The following is a 21,092-nucleotide window of genomic DNA, read 5'->3' as shown; positions in this document are numbered from 1 at the left end:
AGTTGACTACAGACTGAAGGTGTTACTGCCAGTACTTCGTGAATACGTGAAAGGAAATCCTAATGCGCGACCTAAAGAACCGCTTAAGGTTCAAAGGATAACAAAATCTTTTTTCTCAAGAAGCGTCAATAATGCATCAGTTACATGGTTCGGACACTCTACCTCATTAATCCAACTGGATGGCAAATTATTATTGTTAGACGCGATTCAATTGGATATTTAAGCCGGACTATATGACAACAAAGGCTGGTGGCCATGGCATATGTTTCCTGAAGAAACGGTACAAGCTTATATTGAAATCCGGGGTAACCTAATACTCCCTATCACTGGGGGTCTTTACATTGGCGATCCATGATTGGGATGAACCCATTGAAGTGCTCTCAAAGCTGCTGATGAAAAGAAACGTAGCAATTGCTACAACTCGTTTAGCGGCTTTTTTTTATCTTTACAAGTTAGTTTCCCGAGCCAAGGACAAGAACTTGTACCGATTACGAATTAGTCATAAATCTAATCTTTATTAAACCTTTAAATTTATCAAAATAATGGGCAACTTTGTTTAATGACAGTTTAGCATCTCAGTCAATCTAAAAAGGATTTTACCTGATGGCTAATTTATTCCTTAGAATTCCTTTATAAAAAGCTTGCGATAATAAATGATTTGTCATAAACTGTTGATATATCAACGTTGATACATCAACAATAAAATCAAAAGTTACGGAGCAGTGAATTTAAGATTGCTCGTAATAAAAGGAGAATAACAAATGACAAAGACAGCATTAGTAACTGGTGCGAATAAAGGTATTGGATATGAGATTGCAAAACTGTTGTTAGAATCGGGGTATCGTGTTTTAGTTGGGGCACGCGATCAGGAGCGAGGAGAAACGGCAGTAGCTTCGCTCCAAGCACTTGGGGATGCACATTTGATATTGTTAGACGTTGCTGACTTACACAGTGTTGGTAATGCTGTGAAAACGATTACTGAGAATCATCCCGAGTTGTCACTCTTGGTAAACAATGCTGGTATTCCAGGAGATATGCATAAAGTGGGATGGGAATTTTCGGTAGAGGATCTGCAAGCAACCCATCAGGTTAACTTTATTGGTCCTTTTGCACTTTCAAAAGGCTTGCTTCCCCTATTGATTGCCAATAAAGGCACGATTCAAAATATCAGTATACCAATTGAGCCGTTGCCTTACTTCAATGCATTTGCCTATACAACATCCAAGGCTCCTTTGAATGTCATGACAAAGTCTTGGGGAATGAGTTTTGAGAAGGAGAATATACCTGTAGAGATTTTTACAGTGATGCCAGGGGCGGTTTCAACAGATTTGAATGGGCGTATGACAGGGGATTATGTGAAAACACCTGTTCAAGCTGCGGAATTAATCGTTAACTTTGTTCTGGATGAAGAGAATCACAATGGACAGGTTATTAATTACGACGGTACTTTATCAGTATACTGAGTTTACTTATCTATATTAATCTAATTCCAAACTTAAAAGCCCTTCTCCACTGGAGAGAGGGCTTTTAGGTATGGATGATACGATGGGAAGAACTATAACTAATAGAATATCGAGAAACCTCTCACTTACAAAAACGTTGTGTCTACGAGCCGAATTGCTTGTAAAATGAGAATTTAAGTTGTATATTGACAATACATTGCAAGCCGTTAGCAATAAATATGATTAAGAAAGATGTGATGGTTTTGAGTAAAGATTGGTCACAGGAGTCCACGTTATTATACGAGATGTATCGTGTGAATAACGCCATAAATACTACATTTGATACCTATATCAGCATCAGCCAATCTCGCTTTGAAATACTCGCATTGATATATAAAGAAATCGAAATCAGTCAAGGTGACTTACAAAAAAAAGTGACACTTGATAAGGCTGCTGTTGCTAGACATCTCAAACAGCTTGAAGACCATAAAATTGTGTCTAGAAGAAAAAAAGATGAGGATAACCGAATTATTTTAGTTCAATTAACTGATTACGGAAGAGAATTAATTGAAACTTCACAAAAGGAAAAAGAACATTTTGCACAGGAACTGTTAACTGATATTAGTGATACTGAGCTTACTTTGCTAAGAAAAATATTAGTTCAATTAAATAAGAATGTTGAACAAATGAAGGAAAAGTAATTTTCATATTTATTAATAAAAACACTGCCATCTTGATGATAAGATGGGCTGTGTTTTTATTATATATAGTGGTTCAATATTTGACCCTTCCCAATAACCGCATCATATTTAAAAGATGATTCATCAAAAATTACTACTTTAAAATGTTTTTTTTGATCGCTTTTATCTTCTCGTCAGTAAACACACCTGATTTAAGTAGATCTAAAATAGAAAGAACACCGCCACTAGAACCCCAGCTTCCATCTTCAATGACTTGAAAACTTACCCACCAGCTAGGAGAAGGTTCCGGAACCTCAAGAATGGTGGTGAGACTACGTAGAATATTTTCAATTACTTCTTTACGCACCTCGTTTGACCAGTCTCCATCCATTACCAACACATTGATCGTAATGACATCACGCTCAGGCTGATCCGACAAAAGCTTACCTCCAATAGCCATGTAATCTTTTGCACGCTCTGTGAAATGGACTTGAAAGCCTTCTCTTGCAGGGGGACAAAATTGTCCAACTTCTGGGACTAATACGGCATCAGTTAGAGCTTCAGCCAGAAGAACACGTTGTTTCTCGGAAATCCGTCCAGTAGGGAAATTAACATTAATAATAGTCATAAAAATACACTCCTTCAATGTGTTACAGAATATAAATAAGTCAGACTTGTTTACATTTGCCGGCAAATCAACTATAAACACTTTTAAAAACCTTGTCAATTAAAGTTATTAAATTAATATATATTATAATAATATATAACTCAATAATGCTAAATCACCTGGAATACGATATAATACAATTTGATTAAGAATAAGTGCAGCAACTGGATTTAGGAGGAACTGAAATGGCAAATCGATCGGGGAGAGCCAACACCAAGTTTGCTGTGTTAGGCATACTCGCCCTTGGACCACATACCGGTTACGATATTAAACAGCATATGGATCAAAGCACGAGTTATTTTTGGAATGAGAATTATGGGCAGATATATCCCAGTTTGGCAGAACTATTGGACAATTCTGATATTAATTTGGAAGTTATTCGTCAAGACGGAAAACCTGATAAAAAACTTTACAGAATAACGGATCAGGGAAGAGAGACATTGTCTCAATGGCTATCCCAGCCAAAAGATTATGTGGTGGATCTCAAAAAAAACGAGTTATTATTACGAGTTTTTTTTGGTAGTAATGGTTCATCTGAGAAGATCATCATGCATATAGAGGCATATCAACGTAAACTTGAAGAAAATTTAAAAGTATTTGAAGAACTAGAAAAATGGCTTCTTAATATGGAGCATAAGGATAATAACTACAAATATTGGATGATTACAAATCAATATGGAAAGAATCATTTCACCAGTTTAATCCAGTGGTGTAAAGATAGTATTATTATTCTTAAATCATGATGATTGGATCTAGATCAAGATCAAGATCAAGATACACTCTTGGAATAGTTCTTGGAACCTTCTCGGGTTAATCCATGATTCTATGGGGTGTATTTTTTATGTATTACACATAAATTTATTTCTCTTGCAACTGATCCTATCTTGTTATATATTTGTTGATATATCAACGTTGATTCATCAACAAATATAACACAGTTTGGGGAGGTTTATATAGTGAGCATTATTGAAGATAAGAAAAATGAGATTTTAAGCGCGTACCAATTTAGACATGCCTGCAAAGTTTTTGATACTAATCAAAAGATTTCGGATGAAAACTTTCACTTCATTCTGGAGACGGGTAGATTGTCGCCCAGTTCATTCGGTCTAGAGCCGTGGAGATTTGTTGTGGTTCAAGAACAAGAATTGCGTGAGAAGTTAAAACCGGTTGCTGGAGGTGCTCAAAGACAGCTACCTACATCAAGCCACTTGCTATTTATTTTGGCTAGAAGAGAAAGCGAGTTGAAATTTGATTCCGAATATGTAACTAAGTTAATGAAAGAAGTTCAGAAGATGCCCGAAGAAGTTGTTAAATTTGTTTCCAACATGTACAGAATGTTTACTGAAATAGAGCTTGGAAATAACGAACAACTTATTTATGAATGGGCATGCAAGCAAAGCTATATTGCAATGGGGAATATGATGACAGCAGCAGCTCAAATCGGAATCGATTCCTGTCCAGTAGAAGGTATTGATCGTGAGAAAGTGGCTTCCATATTCCATGATGAAGGAATTATGAACAAACAAGAATTTGGCGTAGCGTGTCTGGTTGCTTTTGGCTATCGTTCTGAAGAACCACACCGTCAAAAAACAAGACAAAGTATAGAGGAGATTGTTGTGTGGAGATAACTCTACATAATTAAGCAGTAATACATTCTTGGACAAAATAACTATCACTTTGTTGACTTAGAAAAACCAATTTTGAATGATATAGACGAAAAAAATGGAAATCTAATCAAATTATTTGATTCTTCCTCATAGCTTTTTTACAATTTTCTTTGAGTAAACTAAGGCTGCTTTTAAAAGCAGCTCTTTTTATGTTGTAAATTTAATCATTGGATCAAAGAATGGCGAAGTGGATTCAGTGTTAAGGAGAATTGAATCTAAAATAGCACGTAACTTCTCCAGATGTAATTTTGTATAGCCGTGCACGTGATAAAATCAAGGATATGATATGAATATTATTCAGTCAGTGGAATAATCTCATTTTATAGTATAGAAGAGATATGTTTATCTTATAATAAGATATAAAAAATATAAAATTATGATATAGAAACACGTTATTTCACGTGATTTTAGTCTCAATTGATGATATAACTCACATCCAATTTCAAATTAACTGTCCCCCAACCACCAAAGGCTGGAAGCTGGTTGCCGCTTTTCCCAACCATTTCCCCAGTCTTTTTGTCTTTGTCTTTGTCTTTGAAGCACCATAGCAGGGATTTTCCATTCAAATCCCGAATAGGTGATATAGTTTCTATTTCTTAAGCTGATGGGCAGGTGTATAAATTGGAAATGAATAATGGAAAAGGAAACACTCACTTTAGGGAATTTATGACTTGGGCCGGGGAAAAGGGCTGGGACATAATGAGTAAATCCGGTTCGCAGTCACATTTAAACAGCAACGTTACTTCAAGATATAAAGGACTTCCAGATGAATATTTAGAATTTCTAAATGTAGTTGAAAAATGCGTTGCACCGGATGAACAAACCTGGTTTATTTGTGAGGCTGAGTTCAACAATAGCACGGAGACCGCATTCCAATGGAATGAATTTGAAATGCTTAGTTTGGAGGCAGCAGAGGGGGATGCTATTTGGCAGTCAGAGATAACGGCCTGGTGGGATCATCACTTGCCGATCGTAATGTCTGTGAAGGATGGATATGCCTTCTATGCCATTGACTTAACAACCGACAGAGGAGCTATTGTCCGTGGATGTGAGCCTGAATTTGAAGAGGTTGAAAAGGTATCCGATTCGTTTGGAGAATTTCTGGCATGGATCATGTCGAATTCAGATTAGCGTAACTAGGAAAGGTTGATGGTTATACTTGTGGCCAGCAAGCCTGACATTAGATTATTCAACGAAAGAAAAGTTAATTCTACTTAATTTGAAGGAGTGAAACGATATAGGAATTCTTGATTTATGATATAAATGGTTTATATAGCGTGATTTTATTCTCATTTAAGTATGTTCCAAGCATATGTTCTACATATAAAATAATTCTTTACTGTTCGTTCTAGAAATGATATGCTAACAGCAAGTTAGTTCTAACTGCTTTTTTTTGCACAATAAAGAACGATCGTTCTCAAAAGTGAATTTACACTAATCTAAAGAATATGAGGGAGAGAATATGATGAAATACACAGTGATTACGGGAGCAAGTTCAGGAATTGGATATGAAACAGCATTGGCATTTGCAGCACGGGGCAAAAATTTGATTTTGGTAGCTAGAAGATTGGATAAGCTTGAAGAGCTTAAATCGACTATCCAGGGTATCGATCCTAAAGTGAATGTTATCGTACACACAAGCGACCTGTCTGTTACCGCAGAGGCGTACACGCTATATAACGATTTGAAGGAATATGAAATTGAGACTTGGATCAATAATGCGGGGCTGGGAGAAGGTTCGTTCATTGCTGAACAGAATTTGGATAAAGTGGAGACCATGCTACGTGTTAACATCGAATCTTTGACCATTCTCTCTACATTGTATGTGCGAGATTATGCAAATGTCGAAGGTACTCAGTTGATTAACGTCTCCTCCGCACTCGGATATGCCATTGCTGTAGGTAGTGTTGCTTATTCTGCATCGAAATACTACGTTAGCGCCTTTACAGAAGGTCTTGCCAAAGAACTGGAACTGAAGGGTGCAAAACTAAAAGCGAAGGTGCTTGCACCAGCGATCACGGAAACAGAGTTTGTACAAAAATCAATTGATGCTGAAGGATTTGATTACAAAGCGAATATGTCCAAATATCACACAGCTAAAGAAATGGCAGGCTTCATGATCGATCTGTATGATCACCACGAAGTGGTTGTAGGCATTGTAGACCAGAACTATGATTTTCAGCTGACAGGCGCAATCTACCCGGTCATTTCAGAATTGAATTAATACAGCAGAATCTAGAGGATACATCTACAAAATCTCAAATAAGAAGAGGAGTACATCCAAATGGAAAAGATATGGAGTAAAACGAAGATTGGTAACATGGAATTGTCTCATCGACTAGCGATGGCACCTATGACACGCAGTAGAGCACAAGAAGATGGTACACCTGGAGAGTTAGCGGCACTTTATTATGCTCAGCGTGCAACGATGGGACTTCTGATTACAGAAGGAACACAGCCTTCAGATGATGGACAGGGTTACTTGTGGTCACCTGGCATTTACACCGATAAGCATATTGAAGGATGGAAAAAGGTAACCGATGCGGTGCATGAAGCTGGCGGATATGTATATATCCAATTAATGCATGCGGGTCGCATGTCCCATCCGGACAATACCCCGCATCATCGTCAACCGGTTGCTCCGTCAGCAATCGCACCGGGTGTAGAAATGTTCACAGCTAAAGGAATGCAGGATATCCCTGTACCCCGGGAATTGAGTCGGGAGGATATTCAAACGACCATCGCCGATTTCCGAAAAGCAGCAGCCGCAGCGATCGAAGCAGGGGCAGATGGCGTTGAAATTCATGGAGCCAATGGTTACTTGATCAATCAATTTTTGGGAGAGAATTCGAATACACGCACAGATGAGTATGGCGGATCTATAGAAAAACGTGCTCGCTTTGCGATGGAAGTAACCAAAGCCATCGTGGAGGAAATAGGGTCAGAACGAACAGGCTTCCGTATCTCACCAGGGACACCGCTGGGTGGAATTCAAGATGGCGAACAAGGCCCTGAACTCTATCGCTATCTTGTAAAAGAATTGGCTCAATTGGATTTGGCTTACCTTCATGTTATGCATCTTGGAGATGAGAACCTACTTCAAGACATTCGTTCGATCTGGCAAAATCCATTGTTGGTCAATCGGGCTGGAAGAACGTTGGATGATCTTAGTGTAGATCTAGATCGTGGTCTCGCTGATCTGGTACCGGTTGGTGTATGGTCCTTAGCTAATCCAGATTTGGTAGAACGACTTCAACAAGGTGCGCCACTGAATGAAGCAGATCCGACAACATTCTTTGGTTTGGGAAGTAAGGGCTACACGGATTATCCTACGTTGGAAGAATTAAAGTCGCAAGAGGGGCTACACTAGCACAAGTATGGAGCATGGCGTACAACTGAATACTGCGCGCCATGTTCCTAACATAAGTTGAACTACTCATTTACACGATAACAGCGATTGGAAGGTTGTTCTGTCATCGTAGTGTCAGTGTAAATAATCTTTAGTTCAACTTTTATAGTCTATAAGTAAAGGAAGAGGAAAAATGATGAGAGCAGCTCAAATACAGAAATATTCCAAAAAAATCCAAGTGGGAATCAATAATATTGAGATACCTCAGATTCATAGCCGTGAGGTCCTTGTCAAAGTGAAAGCTGCGGGTGTAAATCCGCTGGATATCTTGAATATGAATGGCAGTGTTCGGATGATTGCCGACTATACGTTACCTTTAACTTTAGGGAATGAATTATCGGGTGTCATTGAAGCCGTTGGTGATGATGTTTTGAATTTTAAAGTAGGTGATAAGGTTTATACCAGGTTGCCTCTGAATAAAATTGGTGCTTTTGCTGAATATGCAGCTGTACATGAGGATGCCTTATCCATGATGCCTGAAAATCTATCTTTTATCGAAGCTGCTGCGATACCTCTTACAGCCTTGACCGCGTATCAAGCATTGCATGATGTACTCCGAGCTGAACCGAATAAAAAGTTGTTTATTCCTGGTGGAACGGGTGGATTCGGTGCAATGGCTATCCCGATTGCCAAGTCCATGGGATTAACGGTTATCACAAGTGGCAGTGAGAGGGGCAGAGCACGTACTCTATCCATTGGAGCAGATCAATTCATTGATTATAAGACTGAGCAGTATGCTGACATTCTGTCCGATATCGATTATGTGATCGACACCTTGGGTGCGGATGAGATCAAAGCTGAACTGAGTATTTTGAAACCACAGGGGAAATTAGTCTCTTTGAAGGCAGGACCCAATTATCGTTTTGCAGTGGACAGTCAATTCCCGTTGTGGAAAAGAGCATTGTTTGGTCTCGTAGGTGCACGCCTGGATTCCATGGCACGTAAGACTCAAGCTGAATACCGTTTTTTATTTGTGCATTCCAGTGGGATTCAGTTGCAAGAAATCACAGCTCTTGTAGAAAAAGAAGACATTAAACCTTCGATCGATTCTACGTATACGTTTGATGACATTGAAAAGGCATTGATCAAAGTATCAACGGGTCACTCGCAGGGCAAAGTCATTGTTACCTTTTAAAGGCTCGTTAAGATCATACTCATGTTATTTAATGTTCGTTTTCTGAACAGGAGGGAAGCCAATGGCGAGAAGCAAAGAGTTCGAAGAGTCTGTTGTACTGGATAAAGCGATGAGACTTTTTTGGGAACAAGGCTATGAGAAGACGTCTATGACAGATCTGGTCAATCATATGGGAATTCATCGTAAAAGCTTGTATGACACATTTGGCGACAAACACACCTTGTTCCTAAAGTCAGTAGATCTGTATGATCACAAAATCAGCTCCGCTCTTGCAACAGGCGTAAAGCGTTCTAAAACGGCAACGGAAGCACTTCAGTTTATATTTCTTTCTTTAATTCATGGAGATGAGCATCCAGCATCAGGCTGCTTCATTGTTAATTCGACGGTCGAATTGGCGGCACGCGACGACGAGATGAACAACCGATCAACGGAGATGTTTGCAAATACGGAGAAACTAATCAAGGACATTATTGTGTGGGGACAGCAAGAAGGTGAATTCACAACGGAGTACAACGGCGAAGTATTGGCGGAATATCTGCATAATGTAAGCATTGGGTTAAGGGTGATGGCCAAAACTTCGATAACCAAAGAAAAACTTCTTCGTATAGCGACGCTATCCATGGATCTCATACGGAGGTAGTCTATTTTTTTCACTATTATAGAACGTTCGTTCAAATATTGATGTTCCAGATGAAACACATTTTATAGAAAAGAGAGGCAGGCAACAACATGAGAAAGACAGTTCTAATCACAGGGGTATCAGGTGGGATCGGTAAAGAGTTAGCAGATCGGTTTGCCAAAGGTGGACATCATATTGTGCTGGTAGCACGAAGTGAGGGTAAAATACAGGATCTAGCTCAGGAGTATCGGAAAAAGTATGGCATTCAGGCGACGGTTATTGCCAAAGATGTAGCGGCACCTGGGGTACCACAGGAGATTTATCATGAGCTGAAGGAAAAGGGCATTGTTGTTGACTATCTTGTCAACAATGCAGGCTTCGGTCTGTTCGGGACGTTTATGGAAACGGATATGGAACAAGAAGTTAATATGATTGACGTGAATATCAAGGCTTTAACCGTCATGACCAAGCTATTCTTGCCGGATATGATCCAACGTAGGCAAGGCGGAGTGATGAATGTGGCTTCATTGGTAGGTTTTTTCCCTGGACCGATGATGTCGGTATATTATGCGACGAAAGCGTATGTGCTATCGTTCACTGAGGCTTTGGAGAATGAAGTAAGCGGAACTGGTGTTACGGTGACAGCACTGTGCCCAGGGCTGACATCTACCGGATTTGTGGATCGTTCGGGTATGGGTGTCTCGAAGATGTTGCAGGGCCCGATCATGGAAGCAGGACAGGTAGCGGAAGAAGGATATCAAGGCTTCTTGCGTGGCAAGACATTAATTATGCCAGGGACTCGTAACCGCTTCATTGCATTTATGCCGCGCTTGTTACCGCGTAAGATGATGACTCGCATGATTAGATCCTCACAGGACAAGACAGGACATTAAACATTTATAGAGGATAAATCAGATCTTACCCAATTCGATCGTTTCACGTTGTCCTTCATCGTCCCTTTTACGACAAACATACACAAAAACAGGAGGGAAACTGAAGGGCACAAATTGAATTTTCTCAATCTCGAATAGTTCAGCTAATCGTTTCTTCATATGAAGGGAGTACTGGTATAACACTAACGTGCCTTCAGGTCGGAGCGCTGTATGGATCTGTGAAAGGATGTTACGTCTCATTTCTCTGGAGAAATTAAAAAATGGCAGTCCACAAATGATATTATCCAATTGATGGATATGTTCTTGATGCATCTTTTTCACTAAATAGGATGCATTCGAATGGTACATGAATTCAGGATATGTTTTCTTCAGAATATTCCTCATTTTCGGGTCTCTTTCAAATAAAAAAACGGTAGCAGATTGGGGTAATTCAGCTCTCATAAGACGTGTGATGGCACCTGTTCCAGGCCCCAGCTCAGCAATGGTTCGAATTTCATCCCATCGTACAGACTGGACTATTTTTCGGGCTAGAAATTTGGAACTGGGCAGGAGACTACCTACTCGTTTGGGGTTCTTCAGAAATCCTTGCAGGAAAAGAAGTGGTTCGGATGTTTTCATTGCTGTATCCTCCATGACTGAATTCGCTGATGGTTTACTGGATGTTGTTGGAAGGCAGGCTTATCTGGAACGTAAATATGTTATGCGTATGCTGAAGTTTCAAGGTACCCTGATGTAACTCTGCAATGTTTCTTGCAATCGAAAGACCCAGACCAGACCCCGTTTGAATGCCTTCACTGCTTCTTGAATAATCTACCTTATAAAAACGATCAAACAGTTTATCTTTTTGCTCTATTGTGAGTGGCATACCTTTATTTTCGACTTCAATGGTAATGTGTTCATGACGCATACTCATTCGAATGTGGATCGTACCCGGTTTGAAGGAATACTTTAGGGCATTCATGAGAAGATTATCGATGGCGCGAGCAATCTTATCACTATCTACGATGGCCATGATTGGAGCATCGCCAATCTCTTTTACAATATGAATACTATTTTCCTGAGCCAATGGTTCAAATTCAAACAGTAACTGATCCAAGAGTTGATGTAGGTCAACCTTTTTCATATCCAGTTGGGTATCTACTGAGGTTAAGCGTGTGTATTCAAATAAATCATCGAGCAGCTTCTTTAAATGCGTTGCTTTGTTATAGGTGTTCTGTATGAAGCGGTCATACTCTGCTTTGTCTTGAAAAGATTCTGTTCTAAGAAGCTCGATATACCCGATTATGCTGGTAAGTGGTGTGCGCAGGTCATGTGAGATGCCCGTAATCATGTCCATCTTGGATTTTTCCAACTCGCGCTCCTTGATCATCTGTAGCCGCAACTGCTCAGTCATGTGATTGATGTTGGAAGCGACTCGTCCAAGTTCATCTTGTCGATTGACGGGTACACGGTAGTCCAGATTGCCCTCCGAAATGAATTGAAGCCCTTGCTCTAATGTAATGAGATCTCTCACAATTTTTCGTGTGGAAAACAAAAAAATTAACGTGAAAATTACGATGAAGATTGGTGTTAAAACATAAGGGAAAATGTAGAGAAGCGAAGGCCAATTAAATCTTTCACTAATTTTTGCGGCAGCTATGATCAACATATTATTTACACCCACAGAGCCAACAAACGAAATCAATAAACTGATCAACATTTGATATAGGATGTTAATCTGTATCTTTTTTTTAAAATGTGGTAATCGTTTAATCAATTTTATAGCCCACTCCCCATACCGTTTTAATATACTGAGGTTCCCGTGGATTCATTTCCAATTTCTCACGCAGGTTACGAATATGAACCATCACCGTATTATCCGAATACCCGAAAGGTTCTTTCCATACAGTTTCGTATATCTTCTCGGAGCTAAATACTTGTCCAGGTTGGCTGGCAAGCAACACCAGAATAGAAAACTCCAGAGGCGTAAGCGAAATGTCATTTTCTTTGAGCTTCACGGAATGTTTACTTGTATCAATGACAAGGTCCTTGATCAGAATAAGTGAATTGAATTCTGCTTTGCCAATCAGTGTTTGACGTCGCAGCTGAGCCTTAACGCGAGCAAGTAACTCTAGCGGATTAAACGGTTTGACCATGTAATCATCAGCCCCGGTAGTCAGGCCCGTGATTTTATCAATGTCTTCTTCCTTGGCGGATAGCATTATAATCGGAGTGGCTGATACTTCTCTTATTTTGAAGCAGGCTTTGATTCCGTCCATAATGGGCATCATGACATCCAGAATAACGAGTTGGACCGATGTTGTTTTGATAATATTTAGCGCTTCCTCACCATTGGTTGCTTCAATGACCTGATATCCTTCGTTACGTAAATAGACATGAATGACATCCCGGATATCGGGTTCATCATCAACAACGAGAACGGTACTCATGATTCAACACTCCTTAAAAATTAGAATAACATCAGTGTAAACGATAGTCCGGAATGTTTAAATTGTTTCCTTTTTGCGACAGACATAAACGAACGCAGAAGGTATGTTCAAAGGCACGAATTCTATTTTTTCGATGATAAAGTGTTCGGATAATGTTTTTTTCATTTGGAGTGAATATTGAAAGGCGATGAATAACCCTCCAGGTTTGAGTGCCTTATGGATCTGGTCTACCAACGTATTTCTTAATTCAGGCTCAAAGTTGAAAAACGGCAATCCGCTAAAAATGTAATCCAGTTGCTGAACGCCCTCTTGATTCATGGATTCTACCAATCGAGCGGCGTCTGGATAACAGGAGAACTCCGGGTATGCCGTCTGAAGAGTATTCCTCATCGTTTCGTTCATCTCAAACAATAGGACTTTGGTGGAATTCTGTACTTGTTGATGAATATAGCGAGTGATCGGACCTGTACCCGATCCAAGCTCGGCGACTGCTTTTGCCTCTAACCAAGAGGCTTGCTTCACCATTTTGCTGGCGAGAAACCGGGAACTTGGTATGATACTGCCGACATGTTTAGGGCTTTGCAGAAAACTTTTCAAAAATAGTACAGGTTCATTGGAATTCATAGGGGTTCCTCCATAATGTGATGGTATGTTATCAGACCCAGTTAGAAATGGAATAATTGAAGCGTAGATAGGATGGGACCGCCGAAGTAGATTCCCGCTGTAAAATACGTTATGGTCCATAACAAAGCACTGGAATAGGAGATAAGAGCAAATTTTCTATACTGTACGCCATTGAGTCCCATCACCAAAGGGAGAACATAGCGCACGATTGGAATGAACAAACCGATGCACATTGCCCAATTGCCACTCTTATTCAGAATCATTTCAGCTTTAACGAAGTGTTTATGATGTTGAGATTTGTGATTTATCATTTGGAATTGGAATACCGAAAGGTCCTAATGAGAAGGCAAAATAAAAAATCAGATAACCATACTGATGAAGTAGCTCTAAGATCGTATTACTGATCATTGTTTTGCCTCCTCTCTTGTTGATATAGCAATCTTAATGAAAAAAACTAAGGAATTAATGAGCAAAATTCTGAAGAAAATCTAAAGAATACATAAGCAAAGCCAAACAACTTACGTTTAAGAAAAAAAAGCCTTGCCAACTTAATGGCAAGACTTGAATAGATGGAACTATTCAGGAACGGTGATCAAGTGGGACGAATTTCTGAGTATCAAATAAAGTTTGTCTCAAAAAGGAACGTATAAGCGAGCTCGAGTTGATTACCTATATCTTTATCTGCAAGGATGAGGATGAGCATCAAAGAAGAGCCGAGACGTCATAATGACGACTCAGCTCTTTTTTTATGCCCAAGGGGATCAGACTTCTATGAAATCAGTTTATTGTAGGAAGTAGAACCATCTGAATTTGGTACCAGCAACCAAAAACAAAACAATCCATCCCCATAAAAACAACAAACGTAGAGGTCGTGGAATCAGTAAATATTCTGAGTACAATTTGCTGAAAAGTTTCATTACAGTAGTGACCACCCCTGTTAAGTTACTCCCTATATCCGCTTTCGAAAGAAAAAGAAGTAAGTCGATATGATAACCAAAACTCCAATAAGTCTATATACCGTGGCGTAGGCCTCAAGGTGGGTTCTGGCGATTACTAATCCGATGATCGAAATAGATAATAGCAAAAGAGCAAAGGTAATCTTATAACTCAGGTTCAAAACCTCCAGTTATATCAAAATTAGGTATATTATATCATGATAAACACCAGAGGTCTTTTTTGTATCAGATTCAGCTATACCTACTCATTCAATAAATAAATCGAACGATATGATGCTGGCGTGCCAATATATAGTGTAAGGAGGAAGGGGATGGCTAATGAGTGAGCAGGATGAGTACATAGAACTTGTAACGTTAATACGTACTGGGCGTGAAGAAGCATATGGAGAATTATATGAGAAAACAGTGACGGGGATATATCGAACTGTGCGTTTTCTCATCAAGGACGAGTCTGACGCGGAGGACGTGGTACAGGAGATTTACATTCAGGCGTATCGGTCATTAGAGCGATATGATGCGGAGCGTGCTTTTCGTCCCTGGTTGATGGGGGTGACGATGCGACAGGTTCAGAGTTATCGGCGCAAAAGGTTGATGCAGTTTCGGTTTAACAAGCGGATCGAAAAATCTGACGTTGGTATGGAATATGATTTTTCCACTGATTTGATCAACAAACTGGCCAATCGTCCTCTGCTGGAACAGGTGCGCCGTTTGCCGTACAAGCTGCAGCAGGTGGTCACACTTCATTATTTGAATGAATATACGCAAGAGGAGATTGCTGACATATTGGAGATTCCGCTTGGAACCGTAAAATCGCGTATACATGCGGCGCTGGCGAAGTTGAGACAGAAAGAGAAGATGAATCCAAGATTGCGGGGAAAGGTGGAGGATCTGCATGAAACTCGATGAACAGTTGCGAAAAGCCTACCAGGAAGAGACCAAAGACTGGTCCGTTCCTGCTAGAATTAAACATAAAATGATGGATGGTATTCGAAATGATTCACACATCAGAAGAAATCGAAAAAAATGGCTGGTCACTGGGCTATTGGCTGTTGTACTCATTGTTCCCACCGGAGCCTATGCAGGGTACACCTATCTCGCAGACGGAATATATGGTTCACAGGAGAATATCGCTGCTATGGGGGGAACAGCTGAGGATTACCTGAGGTTGGAAACAAAGCTGCAGACGGCCAAGGCCCATTTCAGCGAAGAAGAATTTGTTCAATATATGGACCTGCTGAAGCAAATGGGGCAAATGGCCGTGAAGTATGCCGATTCTCAGGGCAGTATGCATCCAGAGCAGTGGAGTACAGTGGAGCAGGAACGATATAACATTCTTGTAGCTGAGTTGGAACCGTTTTTTGAGAAGCTGGAAGCTGTGAGTGTAGGGTCCTCCAAAAAACGGATGGACGACCAACAATTCTGGACGGAACAATTGGAACAGGCAGAAAAGACATTTACCAAGGAACAATATCGTGAGTTCAAGTCTGTCTATGAACAAATGAAAAAATACCAAGTTATGGTGATGGACAAGGATGGAAGTATCCATGAGGAACGCTTGTCAGCGGAGCAGAAGGATGATTTAAGGCAGCTAGAGAGACGCCTAATTCCCTATTTGAAACGGTTGGAGCTCAATGTGCGTTGAGTTGAGTGAACTGTGAAAGAGGAGCAGAAGCGGAGAAGAGATTCTTTCGCTTCTTTCTTTATGTTGTGAACCATTATTTCCTCCCCTGCACATTCAGCCGATATTGATGCGGTGTTGTGCCTGTGGCAGTACGGAATACCTTGCAAAAGTAGGAGGGACTCGTCATACCGACACGGTGACCGATTTCGGGAACCGTAAGCGAGGAACGGGTGAGCAGCACGCACGCATGACGAATGCGGGTAGCTTGAGCATAAGCGACAATCGTGGTGCCGGTCGCTTTTTTGAACAAATGAGACAGATGATAGGGAGATAGGTGAAGTGTATCTGCGATATGCTCCAAACGGAAAGGCTGTGAATAATGCTGCTCAATCCATTGCATGATGGCTTCGGCATGAGGGTGAAGAATACCTGAATTGAATGTTGCGCCCGTATGTGAAGGACGATTTGTAACATCTTTCCATAAGTAGCGAAGTTGCGTAAGTGTATCGAGCACAAAGAGACACGTATCCTCCTCAGCTTCATGAGGTAGCAGATCTGGATAAGTCTTATCGAATTGTTCCATTCGTTGAATGAGTGGGGAAGTGGTAGCAAGTCGGATGGGCTGAATGGGAGATTGCTCTCTCAACAGATCCTGTATGAAACGGTGAGTCGCGATAAAATGCGACCAGTGTGCCTTCAACAGATCAAGTTCAACCATGAGTACATTTCGAATGAAAGGCTGTTGTCGGGATACTTGAATCTGGACGTGGTGCAATTGAAAAGGTCGAAAAATCATGAGCATACCGGGTTCAAGGGAGAACACCTGGCCTTCTGTTATCAACTGACCGTATCCCTTATGTATGTACGTAATTTCCATTTGTGAATGAGCATGGAACACCTCGCGAAACGATGTGTTGGAAGTGCGACGATATGCCAAATTAAAATATTTTTCTGGAATGAAAGACATCATGAACTCCTCCCTCAACATGCGCAAGATAGTTTTATTTTAGCACAAGATGAACGCATAAAAGTGCTTTATTATTGTGTATTGTGAAGGGAATAAGGGAGGTATGCAACGATGTTAACAGTGGCAATTATCGGAGCAGGTGCAATTAGTGGAGCACATATCTCAGCATATTTGGCGTTCCCTGAGCGATGTCAGATTGTTGCTGTCGTCGATATCTACGTGGAAAAAGCACAGAAGCGAATTAATGAATATGGTCTGGAAGGTGCACAAGCAGTCACGGATTACACAGAGTTACTTGCCCAAAACATTGATCTGGTATCAGTCTGTACACCACCGTACACGCATGCTCCCATTGCGTGTGATTTCATGCAAGCAGGTGCACATGTGTTGGTCGAAAAACCGATGGCATCTTCCCTGGAGGAAGCGGATCTGATGTTGAGAGCAGCGCAAGAAAGTGGCAAGTTGCTATCTGTAGTAGCACAGAATAGGTTTACGACACCAATGATGAAGCTAAAAGGTGTGCTGGACAGTAAACGGATGGGACCGATTGTACATGTGCAGGTTGATTCGTTCTGGTGGAGGGGCCACAATTATTATGATCTGTGGTGGCGCGGGACATGGGAAAAAGAAGGCGGAGGCTGTACGCTTAATCATGCGGTGCATCATATTGATGCCATGCTGTGGATGATGGGACCTCCAGTGGAATTACAGGCGATGATGGCAAATACGGCACATGATAATGCCGAAGTCGAGGATATATCCATGGCCATGCTTCGCTTCCAGGAAGGGGCGCTTGGCATAATTACCAGTTCCGTCGTACATCACGGAGAGGAGCAACAGTTAATTTTTCAGGGCAAGGAAGCCCGGGTATCTGCACCTTGGAAAGTGGTTGCTTCTACCGCGAGGAATAACGGATTTCCGGAACCGAATCGAGAGTTGGAACACCAGATTCAGAAACTCGCTGACGAATTACCGGATGTTACTCATGTCGGTCACGCTGGGCAAGTTGAGAATGTGTTAAACGCTATTGAAACAGGATCACCCCTTCTAGTGGATGGGAAAAGTGGCCGAAATACGCTTGAATTGATTGTGGGTATTTACAAATCTGCAAGCACGGGGGAAAAGGTTGTTTTCCCACTAGGAGCGGAAGACGCATTTTACACAAGAGAAGGAATTATGAAACATGCCGTACACTTTTATGAAAAAAAGACGACGGTGGACAACTTCGAGGATTCGAGTATTACGCTGGGTAGCAAGTTGGATTCGTGATATTCGAATAAAAATCGCAGAAAAAGATGCCAACTCACGTCTAGTGATTTTGGCATCTTTTACTTTTAAATGATTAAGAATAACACCCCGTCCCAAAATATTCTATTTCGGAGTGAGTTAATCATCTATTAGAGACAATATTAAAGACATGAATAATATGACGTTTATACGTGTGTTTTGCATTTCCCGTTGGTAATCCCTATTTCGCCTTTAAATTAAGGGATGCTACAACCACTTATCAGCCCAACGTTCCACGGCGCTTAGCGCTCTCCCCAGTTCCGTGCCTTTTCGTGACAACATATATTCAGTTCGAACTGGACGTTCCGTGACCACATGGCGAACCACAAGTCCCTCTTCCTCCAATTCCTTCATTCGTTCATTTAACACACGTTTGCTCAAGTCAGGGATATAAGCGTGAATCTCACTGAAGCGTTTGGGTTCCTCCATCAACGCATGGATAATGAGGGCTACCCATTTTCGGCCAATGATCTGATAAGATTGTTCCACTTTTGTACATATTTGCTTGGCATTCTCATCATCGCTCATGATTGTACTCCTTTGGTTTAGTATTGCTTGTAATATCATTAGTATACTTATTGTAACCTACTTGTCCACAGGCCATATGTGTAAAATGTCACATGCCAATTGTTCTTAATCTTACCACATAAAGCGTTATCATCAAATAAAAACCCTATAAACACTGGAGTTCACAGGTTCGACACGATTATTGACGAATTGTGACGACAGGTGTAATATGGGTAACGTTAATTCAAATGGTTACAATTTATAACCTAAACACAGGTTGTGGAGAGAAGGAATGTTCCATGGTTGAATTCAGGCGTGTTATATAAACGGAGGCAAGGCGGGGAATACACCCACTTATTCCGTCTATTGTCATGCTTGGATTTGAACATTTTGCAACATCATATACTATACTGCACAGATCACAGGAGGCACTCCAATGGATGCAATGACATTTGTCCTGTTCGGGGCAACAGGCGATTTAGCCAAACGCAAGATTTACCCTGCATTATATAACTTGTACATGGATCAGAAAATGCCGAAATCTTTCTCCGTTATCGGATTGGGACGACGTGAATTGTCGGATACGGACTTCCAGGCGAATGTTGAAAAGTCACTGCATGAATTCTCACGTCAGACGCCGGAAGAAGCATCTCAGGTTCGTGATTTCATTGGCGCTTTCCGTTATTGTTCTTTAAATAATACGAAGCTTGAAGATTACACCAAATTGTTGGAACTGGTTCAACAGCGTGAACAAGAGCTTAACATTCCCGAAAACCGCATGTTCTACATGTCGGTGGCACCGGAATTCTTTGAGCCAATCGCATTGAACATTCAAGAAAGTGGCCTGGGTAACACCAAAGGCTGGAAGAAACTGATTATCGAAAAACCATTCGGACACGACCTGCAATCAGCTCGTGATTTGAACGAAAAACTGAGCAATACCTTCGCGGAAGAAGAAATCTATCGCATTGACCATTTCCTCGGTAAACCGATGGTTCAAAATATTGAGACGCTCACCTATGCAAATCCGGTGATTCAAGCGTTGTGGTCTAACCGTTATATTGCCAATGTACAGATTACGGCAAGTGAGACGGTGGGTGTTGAAGAACGTGCCGCGTATTACGACCAAAGTGGTGCTCTTCGTGACATGTTCCAAAACCATATGCTTCAGTTGCTGATGATGATTGGTTTGCATTTACCAAAACGTTGCACGCCGGAAGAAATTCAATTTAAAAAGCAAAAAATTGCTGAAGCACTTCGTCCGTTGACAAAAGAAAATATCGCTTCTGAAGTTGTTCGTGCGCAATATGCAGCAGGTGAGCTGCAAGGTTCCTCGGTTGTTGGATATCTGGACGAGCCTGGCATTCCAGCCGGATCTCAGAATGAGACGTATGTTGCCGCGAGACTTTGGATCGATGATCCATTCTGGAGCGAAGTTCCATTTTATATCCGTACAGGTAAACGCCTGGCTGAGAAATCCACCAGAATCGTTGTTGAATTCAAGGCACCACTGAAGACAGGTCATGAATCCGAAAATACAACGGAACCGAACCTGCTGACGATTGAAATTGGTCCTGGAGAAAGCATCTCGCTTCAATTAAATGCGAAGAATCCATTGAACCATGGTGAAGTGGAACCAATGCATATGACATTCAACTCAGGTAAACGTAACATCCCTGAAGCTTACGAGAATCTGATCTTTGATGCGATGCGTGGAGATTCCACCTTCTTTGCACACTGGAACGAAGTGGAGCTGGCATGGCAATGGGTACAACCGATTCAGGAAGCATTCGAAGCGGGCAGCGTGCCACTGGATACGTACAGTGCAGGTTCGCATGGACCTGAGTCAGCAGATCGCCTGACGGCAGCAGACGGTTACCGTTGGTGGTAAGTGAAACGAAAGAGTGAGCATAAGAGAACACAATAGTAAAAAAACAGTACATTCCATTGTGCTCACCAATGAACATTTTGCCTTTTCAAAAGACCACCTTCCGCTCAGCGGGATATAGAAAACGAAATGCTCCTATTCGTCTAGAGCCTGTACTCCAGAGCGAGTTGGGTCGTATGTTGCAATTCAATTCTGATATAAAAACAGTATTAATTACGAATCATACCGTTCCAATTTTGCATAAGTCCTTCTGGTTATGTTTGCCAGAAGGCCGTGAAAATTTTTGAATATAGATTAGCGG

At 41.0% G+C, this 21,092-nt stretch carries 23 protein-coding genes; 14 read left to right on the top strand and 9 right to left on the bottom strand.

The genetic code is table 11. The features are described from left to right. The first annotated feature begins 761 nt into the window (after positions 1 to 761). Complete coding sequence (locus tag NST33_RS26065; protein WP_339305601.1) at positions 762 to 1,463, top strand: SDR family NAD(P)-dependent oxidoreductase; 702 nt, start codon at positions 762 to 764, stop codon at positions 1,461 to 1,463. A 218-nt stretch (positions 1,464 to 1,681) separates the two neighbouring features. Continuing rightward, positions 1,682 to 2,143: a MarR family transcriptional regulator gene (locus NST33_RS26060; protein ID WP_339305599.1), complete on the top strand. Its 462-nt coding sequence runs from the start codon at positions 1,682 to 1,684 to the stop codon at positions 2,141 to 2,143. Positions 2,144 to 2,276: 133 nt separating this feature from the next. Here NST33_RS26060 and NST33_RS26055 read toward each other — a convergent pair whose 3' ends face one another. Then, on the bottom strand, positions 2,277 to 2,750 hold the full coding sequence (locus NST33_RS26055; protein ID WP_221823652.1) for a tautomerase enzyme: 474 nt from the start codon (positions 2,748 to 2,750) through the stop codon (positions 2,277 to 2,279). 224 nt (positions 2,751 to 2,974) lie between these two features. Here NST33_RS26055 and NST33_RS26050 point away from each other — a divergent pair, with 224 nt between their 5' ends. The 8 genes from NST33_RS26050 (at position 2,975) to NST33_RS26015 (ending at position 10,512) form a co-directional block, all read left to right on the top strand. Beyond that, positions 2,975 to 3,532, top strand: a complete 558-nt coding sequence (locus NST33_RS26050) for a PadR family transcriptional regulator (RefSeq protein ID WP_221823650.1) — start codon at positions 2,975 to 2,977, stop codon at positions 3,530 to 3,532. A 222-nt stretch (positions 3,533 to 3,754) separates the two neighbouring features. Beyond that, positions 3,755 to 4,417, top strand: a complete 663-nt coding sequence (locus NST33_RS26045; RefSeq protein ID WP_221823676.1) for an NAD(P)H-dependent oxidoreductase — start codon at positions 3,755 to 3,757, stop codon at positions 4,415 to 4,417. A 666-nt stretch (positions 4,418 to 5,083) separates the two neighbouring features. After that, the gene (locus tag NST33_RS26040; RefSeq protein WP_221823648.1) at positions 5,084 to 5,587 is read left to right on the top strand and encodes an SMI1/KNR4 family protein; all 504 of its coding nucleotides are present in this window, start codon (positions 5,084 to 5,086) and stop codon (positions 5,585 to 5,587) included. Positions 5,588 to 5,921: 334 nt separating this feature from the next. Next, a complete protein-coding gene (locus NST33_RS26035) occupies positions 5,922 to 6,680 on the top strand; it encodes an SDR family NAD(P)-dependent oxidoreductase (RefSeq protein WP_221823674.1) in 759 nt (252 codons plus the stop codon). A gap of 60 nt (positions 6,681 to 6,740) precedes the next feature. Beyond that, positions 6,741 to 7,826 (top strand): alkene reductase, encoded by a 1,086-nt coding sequence (locus NST33_RS26030; protein ID WP_221823646.1) that lies wholly within the window; start codon positions 6,741 to 6,743, stop codon positions 7,824 to 7,826. A gap of 175 nt (positions 7,827 to 8,001) precedes the next feature. Then, on the top strand, positions 8,002 to 9,000 hold the full coding sequence (locus NST33_RS26025; protein WP_221823672.1) for an NADP-dependent oxidoreductase: 999 nt from the start codon (positions 8,002 to 8,004) through the stop codon (positions 8,998 to 9,000). Positions 9,001 to 9,061: 61 nt separating this feature from the next. Beyond that, the gene (locus NST33_RS26020; RefSeq protein ID WP_221823644.1) at positions 9,062 to 9,640 is read left to right on the top strand and encodes a TetR/AcrR family transcriptional regulator; all 579 of its coding nucleotides are present in this window, start codon (positions 9,062 to 9,064) and stop codon (positions 9,638 to 9,640) included. 89 nt (positions 9,641 to 9,729) lie between these two features. After that, positions 9,730 to 10,512, top strand: a complete 783-nt coding sequence (locus tag NST33_RS26015; protein WP_221823642.1) for an SDR family oxidoreductase — start codon at positions 9,730 to 9,732, stop codon at positions 10,510 to 10,512. A gap of 18 nt (positions 10,513 to 10,530) precedes the next feature. Here NST33_RS26015 and NST33_RS26010 read toward each other — a convergent pair whose 3' ends face one another. Genes NST33_RS26010 through NST33_RS25985 form a run of 6 tightly spaced genes read right to left on the bottom strand, consistent with a single transcriptional unit; the run spans position 10,531 to position 13,973 of the window. Beyond that, positions 10,531 to 11,130, bottom strand: coding sequence for a methyltransferase domain-containing protein (locus NST33_RS26010; protein WP_221823640.1), 600 nt, complete (start codon positions 11,128 to 11,130; stop codon positions 10,531 to 10,533). 34 nt (positions 11,131 to 11,164) lie between these two features. Continuing rightward, positions 11,165 to 12,211 (bottom strand): HAMP domain-containing sensor histidine kinase, encoded by a 1,047-nt coding sequence (locus NST33_RS26005; protein WP_339305596.1) that lies wholly within the window; start codon positions 12,209 to 12,211, stop codon positions 11,165 to 11,167. 49 nt (positions 12,212 to 12,260) lie between these two features. Further along, a complete protein-coding gene (locus NST33_RS26000; protein ID WP_221823636.1) occupies positions 12,261 to 12,941 on the bottom strand; it encodes a response regulator transcription factor in 681 nt (226 codons plus the stop codon). 57 nt (positions 12,942 to 12,998) lie between these two features. Further along, positions 12,999 to 13,565, bottom strand: coding sequence for a methyltransferase domain-containing protein (locus NST33_RS25995; RefSeq protein ID WP_221823634.1), 567 nt, complete (start codon positions 13,563 to 13,565; stop codon positions 12,999 to 13,001). A 41-nt stretch (positions 13,566 to 13,606) separates the two neighbouring features. Continuing rightward, positions 13,607 to 13,828 carry a VTT domain-containing protein gene (locus NST33_RS25990; RefSeq protein WP_260632924.1) on the bottom strand — a complete coding sequence of 74 codons (222 nt, stop codon included), beginning with the start codon at positions 13,826 to 13,828 and terminating at the stop codon, positions 13,607 to 13,609. 19 nt (positions 13,829 to 13,847) lie between these two features. Further along, a complete protein-coding gene (locus NST33_RS25985; RefSeq protein WP_260632923.1) occupies positions 13,848 to 13,973 on the bottom strand; it encodes a hypothetical protein in 126 nt (41 codons plus the stop codon). A gap of 866 nt (positions 13,974 to 14,839) precedes the next feature. On the opposite strand from NST33_RS25985, the gene NST33_RS25980 reads away from it, so the two are divergent. Both NST33_RS25980 and NST33_RS25975 read left to right on the top strand, forming a co-directional pair. Next, the gene (locus tag NST33_RS25980; protein WP_221823633.1) at positions 14,840 to 15,427 is read left to right on the top strand and encodes a sigma-70 family RNA polymerase sigma factor; all 588 of its coding nucleotides are present in this window, start codon (positions 14,840 to 14,842) and stop codon (positions 15,425 to 15,427) included. Continuing rightward, positions 15,414 to 16,163, top strand: a complete 750-nt coding sequence (locus NST33_RS25975) for a DUF3600 domain-containing protein (RefSeq protein ID WP_221823631.1) — start codon at positions 15,414 to 15,416, stop codon at positions 16,161 to 16,163. Before NST33_RS25980 ends, NST33_RS25975 begins: the two co-directional genes overlap by 14 nt. Positions 16,164 to 16,236: 73 nt before the next feature. On the opposite strand, the gene NST33_RS25970 is transcribed toward NST33_RS25975, so the two are convergent. Next, a complete protein-coding gene (locus NST33_RS25970; RefSeq protein ID WP_221823629.1) occupies positions 16,237 to 17,112 on the bottom strand; it encodes an AraC family transcriptional regulator in 876 nt (291 codons plus the stop codon). A gap of 108 nt (positions 17,113 to 17,220) precedes the next feature. Here NST33_RS25970 and NST33_RS25965 point away from each other — a divergent pair, with 108 nt between their 5' ends. Continuing rightward, entirely contained in the window at positions 17,221 to 18,378 is a 1,158-nt protein-coding gene (locus NST33_RS25965; RefSeq protein ID WP_221823627.1) for a Gfo/Idh/MocA family oxidoreductase, read from the top strand. A gap of 225 nt (positions 18,379 to 18,603) precedes the next feature. On the opposite strand, the gene NST33_RS25960 is transcribed toward NST33_RS25965, so the two are convergent. After that, on the bottom strand, positions 18,604 to 18,924 hold the full coding sequence (locus NST33_RS25960) for a helix-turn-helix domain-containing protein (protein ID WP_036605715.1): 321 nt from the start codon (positions 18,922 to 18,924) through the stop codon (positions 18,604 to 18,606). Between the two features lie 415 nt (positions 18,925 to 19,339). On the opposite strand from NST33_RS25960, the gene zwf reads away from it, so the two are divergent. Next, the gene (zwf, locus tag NST33_RS25955; RefSeq protein WP_036605716.1) at positions 19,340 to 20,794 is read left to right on the top strand and encodes a glucose-6-phosphate dehydrogenase; all 1,455 of its coding nucleotides are present in this window, start codon (positions 19,340 to 19,342) and stop codon (positions 20,792 to 20,794) included. Positions 20,795 to 21,092: the final 298 nt, after the last annotated feature.

The sequence above is a fragment of the Paenibacillus sp. FSL L8-0435 genome (assembly GCF_037965655.1).
Taxonomy (GTDB): Bacteria; Bacillota; Bacilli; order Paenibacillales; family Paenibacillaceae; genus Paenibacillus.
The sequence above is the reverse complement of the archived record's forward strand: the minus strand, read 5'-3'. Positions and strand labels throughout refer to the sequence as shown.